This is a genomic window from Endozoicomonas sp. (genome assembly GCF_031844845.1).
Lineage (GTDB): Bacteria > Pseudomonadota > Gammaproteobacteria > Pseudomonadales > Endozoicomonadaceae > Endozoicomonas.
In genome coordinates, this window is sequence record NZ_JAVRMB020000276.1 from 1 (window position 1) to 11,174 (window position 11,174).

The 11,174-nt window shown below is 47.6% G+C and carries 11 protein-coding genes; 5 read left to right on the forward strand and 6 right to left on the reverse strand.

The window, feature by feature from the left end:
• Positions 1-1,020: 1,020 nt before the first annotated feature.
• Positions 1,021-1,383: a hypothetical protein gene (locus RM811_RS14660; RefSeq protein ID WP_402525656.1), complete on the reverse strand. Its 363-nt coding sequence runs from the start codon at positions 1,381-1,383 to the stop codon at positions 1,021-1,023.
• Between the two features lie 303 nt (positions 1,384-1,686).
• Between RM811_RS14660 and RM811_RS14665 the strand changes: the two genes are divergently transcribed.
• Positions 1,687-3,132 (forward strand): OapA family protein, encoded by a 1,446-nt coding sequence (locus RM811_RS14665; RefSeq protein ID WP_402525659.1) that lies wholly within the window; start codon positions 1,687-1,689, stop codon positions 3,130-3,132.
• Positions 3,133-3,245: 113 nt separating this feature from the next.
• Positions 3,246-4,352: an anhydro-N-acetylmuramic acid kinase gene (locus RM811_RS14670; RefSeq protein WP_402525661.1), complete on the forward strand. Its 1,107-nt coding sequence runs from the start codon at positions 3,246-3,248 to the stop codon at positions 4,350-4,352.
• Between the two features lie 44 nt (positions 4,353-4,396).
• On the opposite strand, the gene RM811_RS14675 is transcribed toward RM811_RS14670, so the two are convergent.
• Complete coding sequence (locus RM811_RS14675) at positions 4,397-5,545, reverse strand: hypothetical protein (RefSeq protein WP_402525664.1); 1,149 nt, start codon at positions 5,543-5,545, stop codon at positions 4,397-4,399.
• A 411-nt stretch (positions 5,546-5,956) separates the two neighbouring features.
• Between RM811_RS14675 and RM811_RS14680 the strand changes: the two genes are divergently transcribed.
• Complete coding sequence (locus tag RM811_RS14680; protein WP_402525666.1) at positions 5,957-6,895, forward strand: L-lactate dehydrogenase; 939 nt, start codon at positions 5,957-5,959, stop codon at positions 6,893-6,895.
• Positions 6,896-6,928: 33 nt separating this feature from the next.
• On the opposite strand, the gene erpA is transcribed toward RM811_RS14680, so the two are convergent.
• The 3 genes from erpA to RM811_RS14695 form a co-directional block, all read right to left on the reverse strand.
• Positions 6,929-7,282, reverse strand: a complete 354-nt coding sequence (erpA, locus tag RM811_RS14685) for an iron-sulfur cluster insertion protein ErpA (RefSeq protein ID WP_402525668.1) — start codon at positions 7,280-7,282, stop codon at positions 6,929-6,931.
• Positions 7,283-7,398: 116 nt separating this feature from the next.
• Positions 7,399-7,857, reverse strand: coding sequence for a polymer-forming cytoskeletal protein (locus tag RM811_RS14690; RefSeq protein ID WP_402525670.1), 459 nt, complete (start codon positions 7,855-7,857; stop codon positions 7,399-7,401).
• Complete coding sequence (locus RM811_RS14695) at positions 7,829-8,599, reverse strand: DUF6776 family protein (protein WP_402525672.1); 771 nt, start codon at positions 8,597-8,599, stop codon at positions 7,829-7,831. The genes RM811_RS14690 and RM811_RS14695 overlap by 29 nt, the downstream gene beginning before the upstream one ends.
• Before the next feature lie 268 nt (positions 8,600-8,867).
• Between RM811_RS14695 and RM811_RS14700 the strand changes: the two genes are divergently transcribed.
• Positions 8,868-9,509 (forward strand): CDP-alcohol phosphatidyltransferase family protein, encoded by a 642-nt coding sequence (locus RM811_RS14700; RefSeq protein WP_402525674.1) that lies wholly within the window; start codon positions 8,868-8,870, stop codon positions 9,507-9,509.
• A gap of 300 nt (positions 9,510-9,809) precedes the next feature.
• On the opposite strand, the gene RM811_RS14705 is transcribed toward RM811_RS14700, so the two are convergent.
• Positions 9,810-10,529: a hypothetical protein gene (locus RM811_RS14705; protein ID WP_402525676.1), complete on the reverse strand. Its 720-nt coding sequence runs from the start codon at positions 10,527-10,529 to the stop codon at positions 9,810-9,812.
• A gap of 216 nt (positions 10,530-10,745) precedes the next feature.
• On the opposite strand from RM811_RS14705, the gene RM811_RS14710 reads away from it, so the two are divergent.
• The coding region (locus RM811_RS14710; RefSeq protein ID WP_402525678.1) for a transposase at positions 10,746-11,174 on the forward strand (429 nt) is incomplete at its 3' end.

Below are 11,174 nucleotides of genomic sequence, written 5' to 3' on the forward strand. Positions count from 1 at the left end.
TACCTCAAACAACTGGAACTAAAGTTAAACCCTAACTGTCGAACCAGTCCAAAGAGCTTGTGAGTTTGTGACATTCTGGCCGGGCAAGGCTTTAGGAAAGTGGCATTGGAAAGTACCAGCCCTCCGTCATTCTCGCGAAGGCGGGAATCTACCACGCAGTGGATCCCCGCCTTCGCGGGGATGACGATGGTATATTCTTGATTGCAGCTTCCCTTATTAGAGATTTACCCTGGCAGGCTCTATTTCACTTGCTTTTAATCATCCGCCGACTGACTTAATAAAAGGAGAAATCTGTGGATTATTCTCTACACCCTCCGATGTCAGCTCCAGTTTTTACATCTGCCCACCCCCCAGTAACAACACCAACTAAAGTACCAGCATCATCCCCGGCACCAGGGCCAACGACAGAGCCTAAAGAAGCGACTTCAAACTTTTCAGCGCTTGATGCCGCCAGGGTTGTTATAAGAGGGCTTTCTACCGTAACGGAGTGTCTCTGTTTTGCGGGCAGGAAAGTCACGGTTTATGCGGTCACATTAGGGGGCTGGCTTGTAGGAGGGCTTAAAGGTTTACTCCGATATGCTCACGAGAATCTGGATAATAGAACGGTTCAGCCAGTACAAAGCCAAACACATGATCAAATAACAAACAGTACAAAGCCAGAAAACCTGCCCTGGGAAGAATATGTCCGGGAAGATGCAACAAAACTGACCAACTCTTTATCAAAATCCGTTCTGGCGACTAATCAACAAAAACCCTGGCTAAGTGTTGAAGGTTTCGGGGGTATAGCCTGTGCTTTTTTTACCCCCTATTTTATCTTCGGCCCCCTGGGTACACTTCTCAACCTGCCACGTTTATGTGGAGCAGAACCATTTATAACATTCGACACACCGGCTGATACATTACAAAAATTTCAACCAGCTCCGCCCCTGCAAGCTCCCACACCAGCAGATTTTAACCCCCGGCAATCCTCGCCTGATCTTCCTGTTCCGCTACAATTCCAACCAGAATCAATGAGCCTGGTTATAGAACCAGATCAAAACACACAACCTCTGCAACAAAATCCAGCAAGCCAACCCTCTCAAGCAGGATTGAACAATCAACAACCCGGGCCGCCTCCGGCAGCTTTCGAGTCCCAATACCCACCAGTTCCAGAGCATACTTACTCCCAACAAGCACCCTACACAGTTCCAGTTCCTCAAATTGCCGGACAATATCCGTACCCGTCAGCATCCCAACCTGATCGACAAAACGTCCCTTCCCAAGTCGTTCAGCAATACACGCTGGCGCCTCAATTCTCACAACCAGCACCATCACCCCACCCCAGACAACAGGCTTCAGAACAATCGCAGGCAAGTCCTCACAGCCCAATTCATCCAGGCCCATTCAGGGGAAATATGCCATCAACATTGCCTTGTCATGTAGAGTTCCAGCTTCAATAATGAACAACAATCTCAGTCTATTGTTGTTCCCCCACTGACTTTCCGATCTTGTTTTCAGCCTCCGATGCCAGTGACACTGGTGCCATAATACAATTTGTGATAATCAAGACACTTGTCAGAAAAAATAATAATTACCGTTGTATTGACGTACCTTTTCTGACGGATATGACTTACGGTGTTTTTTACCGTTATAATTTACCTGTCAGTACTTTTAATCTGCATATCACCGACAGTGTTAAAAACCTTAATGAATAAAGCCATCCCGAAAGGCGCCACACGAATCAACCAGCGCCTGAAGCAGTTTCCCAAGCGACACTTGCTACTGGTAAGTACCATCGCTGCCAGCATCATGGGAGTGATGGCTCTTCTGCCTTCTGCCGAAGTTGAAGCCAAACGCAGTGAAATCTCCATGACTATTGATGCTTTTCAGCCTCCCGAATCAGATTCCGGACTGATCAGTAGTAACCGTGATACACAGCCTGACCCCTTTACCAGCACACCGGGTGCTGACAAAGCAGAAGCGACGGTTGAGGAGCTGAAACAGGAGCTGGAAGCCAAAGCATTGGCAAAAGCGGCTTATGACCTGGAACAGCAGTTAGGCAATTGGCATAACGTCACCATCAAGTCCGGCGACAACCTTTCCACCTTATTCGATAGCCAGGGGCTCAACGCCAACGTTGTTTATCAAATCGCCAGTACACCAAAATATGGAAAGTCTCTGGGGCGTATACGCCCGGGTGAAATTCTGGAGTTCCGGGTCAACCAGGAAGGTAACCTGACCCAGCTTCGCTATGTTCAATCCAGACTCGACAGCATCTTCTTCAATAAAACCGATGATGGCTACCAGGCGGAAGAGATCAACCTTGCACCGGAAATTCGTCCTACCTACGCCAGCGGTACTATTGATAGCTCACTCTTTCTTGCCAGCCAGAAAGCAGGCCTGTCCCAGAACCTGACCATGGAGCTGGCCGGTATTTTTGGCTGGGATATCGACTTCGTTCAGGATATTCGGGGTGGAGATACCTTTCACCTGATCTATGAAGAAAAGTTTCTGGAAGGTGAAAAGCTGGGTGATGGTGACATTCTGGCAGCCAGCTTTACCAACCAGGGGCAAACCTTTACCGCCGTCCGTTACACCGACAGTAAAGGTGATACTGACTACTACACTCCGGACGGAAAAAGCATGAAAAAGGCTTTTCTCCGCACTCCGGTAGACTTTACCCGAATCAGCTCCCGCTTTGACCCGAACCGCCTGCATCCCATCTTTAAAACCAAGCGCCCTCACCGGGCTGTCGATTATGCAGCCCCCATGAACACGCCCATTAAAGCGGCAGGTGATGGTCGTGTTCAGTTCTCTGGCTGGCAAAATGGCTATGGTAACGTGGTCTTTATTGAGCATCCCAATAACATTGTCACCATCTATGCTCATGGCAATAAACTGGCCGGGCTGAAAAAAGGACAAAGAGTTCGTCAGGGGCAAATCATCTCTTATGTTGGCCAAACTGGCTGGGCCACCGGTCCTCACCTGCACTATGAATTCCGGGTGAATGGAGTGCACAGAAACCCAATGACAGTGAAGCTTCCGGATGCTAAGCCCATTGCTAAAAGTGAGATCGCAAATTTCAGGAAAAGGTCTGAGCTGATGATTGCCCGGCTCGAGAAGCAGAATGAGATTCTGTTGGCTACCCAGTAATCAGCACTGATTATTTGAACCACAAAGTCACTAAGGACCGATAATTGCTCCGGCATGATCGGTTCTTAGTGACTTTTGTGTTCCCAGAGCAATATTTTTACGCAGGGTGAACCATGTCGGAAATCTATGTAGGCCTCATGTCAGGTACCAGTCTGGATGCCATGGATGCAGCTGCTGTTCGTTTTGATGGCCCACTCCCGGTTCTCCTTGCCACCCACACGACTGAATGGCCTTCAGAGCTAAAAGGGAAAATTCAACAACTTTGTCAGTCTGGCAACGATGAAATTCGCCGGCTTGCCGAAGTTGACCCTGCCATAGCCCGTGTTTCAGCCCAAACCGTGAAATCACTACTGGTAAAGGCAGGCCTGACAGCTGAACAGGTTACGGCCATTGGCAGCCATGGCCAGACCATCAGACATATACCAGAGCTCGGTTACACACTGCAGATTGGTGACCCCAATATCCTGGCGGAGCAAACCGGTATAACCGTGGTTGCGGATTTCCGGCGCAGGGACATGGCTGCTGGCGGTCAGGGAGCTCCCCTGGTACCCGCCTTTCACCGTGCCGTTTTTACCAGCGAAACAGCTCACCGTGTGGTGGTAAACATTGGAGGTATCAGCAATGTTTCTATCTTGCCGCCTGGTAGCGAGCAGAGCCCGGTTACCGGTTTTGATACCGGCCCCGGCAATCTGTTAATGGACTATTGGTGTCAACAGCAGTGGAATACGCCTTACGACAAAGATGGTTTTCACGCCTCACAGGAACCTCATGACCCGATTCTGCTGGAAACCCTGTTGAGTGAGCCATTTTTCCGGCTACCCGCGCCCAAAAGTACGGGCCGTGAGCTGTTCAACCCTGCCTGGCTTAGCTCAATGCTTGAAGGCTTCAGCGGGCTGTCACCAACCACCATTCAGGCAACACTCTGCCGTTTAACTGCCCGCTGTGTTGCTGATGCCATAAAGCAACATGGGCCGGAGACTGGGGAAGTCTTTGTCTGTGGTGGAGGAGCCAATAATAAAACCCTGATGACAATGCTAAGAAAAGAGATGCCAAATAAACGACTGGGGTCAACTTCTGATCTGGGTGTCGACCCGCAATGGGTTGAAGCCATCGCCTTTGCCTGGCTGGCACAGCAGAATATTCTGAACCTGCCCGGCAACCTTCCAGACGTTACCGGGGCATCAGGGTTGCGTGTGCTTGGCGGTGTTTATCCTGCCTGAGGCAGACCTTATCTTTACCGACCTGTTTTAATCGGTAACGTTTATCAGGGATAACTCATCTCAACAATAGTGAAAGGAAGCGGGTCTGCTGCCAGCAACATATCACCTGATACACTACCAGCCACAAAAGGCTTTTCTTCCACAGCAGTCGGATCAACATCGTTGGTTTTGTCGGGTTTATGCAGTAATGCCTTCCCCTTTGCATTGCGGGCTTCTTCCACCTCATCATCACTATTATCAATAAACAGTAAAGGAATATCGTCGATATTCATGTTAATAAAAGAAACCACAGCTTGCCTGGTAGAAATAGTCTCTCTATCTAATAAGGCCACCTCCTCGACGATGGTATCTAGCTTTTCTTTTTCAGGCTTTAACCGTTCTCTCCTGCTATCAGTAATTATTAATTGAGTAGCGTCATCTGAAGGCTTATTCCCAACACACTTTCCTCCACCATGTGCATTAGAAAACACGTCAATCAATAGATCCTTAAGGACAGTATTTTCATTTAAAGAACTTCCAGAAGGGCCAGCAGTAACACCTTCACTTATCATAGAATTAAAAATCGTGAAATCTTTATGATGCAATACACTGAGAACGCCTTTAGCAAATTCATCTCGCGGCTTACCTGTACTATGATCAATAATACGGTTAAGCAATAGATCCTTAACCTCCGGAAATGCAGACAACCTTTTTTGAATGTTATCCGAGAGTTTTTTAGAAACATCCCCGACCAGCTCAGCATCCCGAGTTCTTGATTTATCAGCCTTATAAGATTCTTCATCAGCTGACACCATGGCTGGAATAACAATGACAAGGTTTGCCATAAAGTCAAAGACCAGCGCTATCAGTCCGACTTGCGCGCCAATTGACATCTCACCATTTTCACTATCAGGAACCAAAAAAGGCAAGCCTATCGCCGCCGCCAAAGACAAGCCATTAATAGTCGTCAGCATAAACCTATCAAATTTTGAGAGGTGGGACGCGACCTGACCACCATAACGAACTGCCCTTCGACATAAACTTACCTCACCTGCGACAGGCTGATCAGTGTCATGTACGGACATCTGTCTGGAAACATTACCCCCCTGTTTTACAGAGCGAGTTCCTGTATCACCTTCTTTCTTAGGTGAAGTTCGTTCCTTAAAATCACTATGAAAACTATTACGTCTGGTATCAACTGCTAATTCATTCATTACCTTTCCAGAATTATCATCTAACAACTAAGCTGACTCATAACCAATCAATAAATCAAAGTTAAAAATCTTAAGACAAAACTATCAGAGAATATTTTTTTTACCATCGAAAATAAAAACTTATTACAATCATAAAAAAACAAATCAAAAACATCTTCACCAGATAATTAAAAAACCCAGCCAGCTTTATACTTATTAACAGCTTAAATAAAATTGGATACTACTATATGAACTACCAAAAACGACCAACGAAGACTAAATTAATATTGGTCAAGCACGGTCTTCTCATTCTGATAAAAACATCAGTCACTGTATAATTACCGTAGCAATTATCTATCACATTCTTGAGGTACGCTGTTTTTTCAGTTTATGGGTTAACAGTGTACACCTCACAGGCTCAGGCATTATCCCATGAATATGAATAAAATCGGCATTATTGGCACCGGCTTTGTTGGTATGGCGGCAGCCTACTCCCTGTTTCAGCAAAAGCTGGCCAATCAGATTGTACTTGTGGATAAAAACCACGACAGGGCACAGGGTGAAGCCCTGGACCTGATGCATGGTCAGCCACTGGTTGGACGTTGTGAGGTCACTGCTGGTGATTTCTCAAACCTGGATGGTGCCGGAATTATCGTTATCTGCGCCGGTGTCAGCCAGTCCAGCCCGGATGAAACCCGATTGCATCTGCTACAGCGGAACATCAAGGTTTTTGAAGCCATTGCTGAAGAGCTGGACCGCCATGCCCCCGACGCCATGCTGTTGATTGCCAGTAACCCTGTGGATATTCTCACCCATGCCATGCAGCGTTTAAGCCAGCGGCCTGATAATCTGATTATTGGCACGGGTACCTTACTGGATACTTCTCGCTTTCGAACCTTACTGGCTGGCTATTATGATGTATCTCCCCAATCGGTTCATGCCTATATTCTTGGTGAGCACGGCGACTCCGAGGTTCCCATCTGGAGCTCTGCTTCAGTGGCTGGCCTTGGCATTCGGGGCAATGCCATTAATGGTCGGGAGTACGATCAGGAGGCCATGGCAGAGGTCGTCGCAAAAGTGAAGCATGCTGCTTATGAAATTATTGCCAATAAAGGTTATACCAATTGGGCCATTGGGCTGGTGATTGCTTATATTATTCGAACCGTTCGGGATAATCAGCGCAGCGTTATGCCGGTTACGGTCAGGCTAAATGGTGAGTATGGAATTAGTGATGTCTGTCTGAGTCTGCCAACCATCATCGGCAGTGACGGTGTTGAGAATATTATTACGCCACGACTGGACGAAAAAGAAATGACCGGGATTCAACATTCCGCTAATACCCTGAAAGCATCCATGGATCAGCTGGTATAAATTCAGCCCCGGCCAGAGCTGCTCCGTTTTCCATTAAATGGAAAACGAAGACCCACAGCCACAGGTAGACTTGGCATTGGGGTTCTTAACCAGAAAACGCGAGCCTTCCAGCCCCTCTTCATAATCAATCTCTGCGCCGACCAGGTATTGATAACTCAGAGAATCCACAACAACAGGCGCCCCCTCTTTGATAATCAGAGTGTCATCATCCGCCAGTTCACTGTCAAAAGTGAAGCCGTACTGAAAACCGGAACAGCCCCCACCGGTTACATACACCCGCAGCCTCTGATTTTCTTCGGTTTCATCTGCCAGCAATTCAGATACCCTGCGGGCGGCAGCTTCCGTAACACTGATTGGCTCAGGTATCACTGTTTCTACTACGCTCATTGACTCTCCCGTGCCGTGGTCTTTGGCCCAAGCTATCATCCATTTATAACCCGTTAAGCCAGCGACCCGTTATTTATTCATCAGTCAGCTATTATCCGAGTAACCAACCATTATAGTCAACTATTCTCTGCTTCGATAACTGCACCAACCGATATCTCAGCATCAGAGACATCAGAGCGCTCCAGCAGAGGCTGCGGCCCCGCTGGCACGCCATCAGGTTGATGCTCAAGGCTGCCATTAACCTGAGAGCCCTTGGTCATCTCAATCACACGGTAAAATACATTACCGGTAATCACCGCTCTTGCAGCAAGCTCAAGGTACTCTTCTGCAAACACATTGCCATAAACATGGCCGTCTACCACTATTCGCTGGGCACGCACATCACCTTCCACATTGCCGCTATGAGCAATAGTCAACAGCCCATGATCTGCTGAAATATCGCCCTTTACGCGCCCTTCTATATGGATTGCACCGGTAAAGTGAATATCGCCGGTAATAGTTGTTTCTGACGATATGAGGGTAGTGCTGCCATGTTTATTACTGACATTACCCGCTGCTTTGCTCTTGCCGAACATCCGCTACCAGCTCCTTATCCCATTGATAAATTTGTTCAAAACTCTGCCTGATACCACTGGTGATCTGCACCACAACCTTGACCTCTGCCGGCTGAAAACCTTCTGGCAAATTGAAGTCAAGATACTCCCGGTCACCGGGCAGAGCCTGAAAATAACGAAAGCCCAGACGTGTTGTTACCTGATTCTGTCCAGCCAGCTGCTGCAACGGAATGGCCTGAGCCTTCCCTTCTTTGTCTCCAAGTAGCGATACCGATAGTGTCCCCTTCAGAAACGGATTACTTCGGGCTACCTGTGAGATAACAAGGCGCATACGATATTGTCCGGTCGCATCACCCTTTAGCAAACTAAACCCGGCAACCCGAACACCCGTTGACATATCTTCCGGTGCCAGAATGCTCTTGAAGAAGGTCAGCTCTTTATGCAGCAGCTCCTTTTCATCTTCCAGCTGCTTCACCTGCAAGCGAACATGATTGACGGCTTCACGATCCATTTTGCTGCCACTATCCAGGATAGCCAGCCGCTGCCTGAGTTCGTTATTTTCTTCCTGTAAAACCTGAGCCTGATTGACCAGGCTCAGGTTTTGCTGCTGCGCCTTGTTCAGGTTCTGGCCAGCATGGCTACCACCATACCAATAGGCAAAACCACCCAGTAAAGCAATAAAGATCAATAGAAGAATTCGAATTAACCGATCACGCTTCGGGTTATGACGTATAACCCTGAGTTTGCCACTGTCGGGATGCAATGATATCCACCTTTTCCTGACCATGGCTTAATAGCAGGCCACTGTTAACCAAGACGACTGACTCACCTTATTAGTAAGGGGAGTCTTATTCTGAAAACCTTAACAGCGGGACTATACACAAGCCAAAAAAACATAACAAACGGGCTGATCACATTTTCACTCCACCTGGGGAAGTGTTCACAATCTCTATGCGGAAGAAGCAGTTTGGCACAGGAACTCCCTAACGGTATGATGCTGCTACACCTGTTAACCACTGTATTTCTATCACATGCTCGATAAATGGACAGCGCCACTCACTCAGCCTCCCTTGAAAAAAATAGCCTCGTGGTTGAATCATTACGGCATCAAGCCAGATCAAGTCACGATCACCGGTTTTCTAATTGGCATGATGGCAATCCCACTGCTGGCATTTGAACATTACTTACCAGCCCTGGCACTTATTCTCAGCAACCGGATTATGGATGGACTGGATGGAGTTCTGGCAAGGCTGAACACCCCATCTGATGCGGGTGGATTTCTGGATATCACCCTGGATTTTATTTTTTATTCCGGCATTGTTATGGGGTTTGCCCTGGCTTCGCCCGCAACGAATGCTGTAGCGGCCTGTGTGCTTATTTTTTCCTTTATGGGCACTGGATCCAGCTTTCTTGCTTATGCCATTATGGCGGAAAAGCATCAGCTCTCTGATCCGTATTTCAAACATAAATCCCTGTATTACCTGGGCGGACTTGCAGAGGGAACAGAAACTATTCTGCTGTTTGTCCTTTTCTGTCTGCTGCCTGATTATTTTCCACAGCTTGCTCTTGGATTCTCCGCAATCTGTATTCTGACTGCTGCACTTAGAGTATGGTCTGGGTACCAGAGTATTGATCAGGCAGAGAGAGAGAAGTGCCATGGATCAGCCACATGAGGCCCCCTGAAAACAAGGTTACCTCCACGCCAATAGCCTACTGAAAAATACGCAAGAATGGCCTGAATAAGGTTATTTCCTGATAACCTTATTCAAGATGGTGGTAGTTCAGCCGTCTGCTGCGCTGAAGTATTGCTCGCAATATGTCTTACTAGTTTAGCCTTCGTAAACATGATTTGTTCCTGCAAACTCTCAACATTTTTCCTTAATTCATTATTATCTACCTCAAGAGTTATGACCTTCTCTGCCATTTCCTCTAGATGACTCTTTGCTTTCTGTCGTGATATCTTGCTGGATTTGTTATTTTTCACCCTCCGTTGTCGATATTGACTCATCGGCCTGGCTATCGGAGTCAATGCCTTTGATACCGGTAAAATCAGGCAATGCCGGCTGAGCAGGAGTGATCGGTTTAGCGGCTAATTCCCAGCGTGCCTCAGTCAGCTCTTTGATTTCTATTTTTAGTGCGGCGGCTTTTGCGGTCATCGACGCCAGTAAGACATCCTGGTTATAACTGCCAGTGCTGTTTTTCAGGCGTTCAATTCTGACATTAATGCGGTCCAGCTCGTCTTTTAGTTCAGCGCCCCGCTCGATCATGCCGTCAAAAGTTTTCGGCTTGTCTGGCAAGCTGTCGAACAGCGTGCCCCAGTAGATCATGGCGTCGCTGATAATAGTGCCCAGCCATGCTATCTGATCTGCTGCACCCACGACGAATCTGGCAAAACTGGCACCAATTTGCTGACCCGTCCGGCTTAATATTTTTTCTGATTCTCTGAGTGCAGTGATGTCCATTTCAGACATGACCACCCCGGCGTCGTGGGCTTCTTTAGACAGTCGGGCCCAGGCGGCGCCGTTATCGTCTAACAGCGGGATCAGTTTACTGGCGTCGTTAGCAATGGCCTCTAAATAGAATATCTGCTGTTTCATGGGGACGTTGGCGTCGTCCATGGATTTTTTGAGTTTAAGCAAAACATCAGGGCCGGAGAGGTGTTGCAACTCGTCTGCCAAGAAGGAGAAGGACATCCATATATTTGACTCCCCAAGCAAAGGAAGAACGAAGGAGAAGGAAGGAGAAAAGAAGGAGAAGGATATACTTGACCCCCCAAGCGACTGAGCAAGAAAGGAGAAGGACATCCATATATTTGACTCCCCAAGAGTTGGAGGACATCCATATATTTGACTCCCCAAGCGACTGAGCTATTTTTCTCCTGTACTGATTTCATCCTGACAGGAGAACCCATGACCAGCCCCAGGAAAAGTCTGATCGATACAGCAAGTACACATTACTATCACTGCATCGCTCGCTGTGTTCGCCGGGCGTGGCTCTGTGGTCAGGATGATTTTTCGGGAAAAAACTATGAGCATCGCAGGCAGTGGGTGATCGAGCGTCTCCAGTTGTTGGTGAATACCTTTGCTATTGAGGTCTGTGCCTACGCCATTATGTCCAATCATTATCATCTGGTGCTGCACATCAATACTGCTGAAGTAAAGCAATGGTGCGACCGTGAGGTTTTCAAACGCTGGTCACAATTATTCAATGGGTCAATGCTGGTTCAGCGTTATCTTAAAAATGAAAAGCTGAGTGAAGCAGAGCAACTCCAGATTAATGAATATGCGCAAAAGTACCGGGAGCGATTGCAGGATATCAGCTGGTTTATGCGCTGCCTG

What these genes read in the sequence shown, in the direction of transcription:
- RM811_RS14700 (WP_402525674.1), top strand. Translation starts at nt 8,868, where the DNA reads ATGCTCGATAAATGGACAGCGCCACTCACTCAGCCTCCCTTGAAAAAA.
- RM811_RS14660 (WP_402525656.1), bottom strand. Translation starts at nt 1,383, where the DNA reads ATGGGCCTGGATGAATTGGGCTGTGAGGACTTGCCTGCGATTGTTCTG.
- RM811_RS14680 (WP_402525666.1), top strand. Translation starts at nt 5,957, where the DNA reads ATGAATATGAATAAAATCGGCATTATTGGCACCGGCTTTGTTGGTATG.
- RM811_RS14675 (WP_402525664.1), bottom strand. Translation starts at nt 5,545, where the DNA reads ATGAATGAATTAGCAGTTGATACCAGACGTAATAGTTTTCATAGTGAT.
- RM811_RS14690 (WP_402525670.1), bottom strand. Translation starts at nt 7,857, where the DNA reads ATGTTCGGCAAGAGCAAAGCAGCGGGTAATGTCAGTAATAAACATGGC.
- RM811_RS14670 (WP_402525661.1), top strand. Translation starts at nt 3,246, where the DNA reads ATGTCGGAAATCTATGTAGGCCTCATGTCAGGTACCAGTCTGGATGCC.
- RM811_RS14705 (WP_402525676.1), bottom strand. Translation starts at nt 10,529, where the DNA reads ATGTCCTTCTCCTTCTTGGCAGACGAGTTGCAACACCTCTCCGGCCCT.
- RM811_RS14665 (WP_402525659.1), top strand. Translation starts at nt 1,687, where the DNA reads ATGAATAAAGCCATCCCGAAAGGCGCCACACGAATCAACCAGCGCCTG.
- erpA (WP_402525668.1), bottom strand. Translation starts at nt 7,282, where the DNA reads ATGAGCGTAGTAGAAACAGTGATACCTGAGCCAATCAGTGTTACGGAA.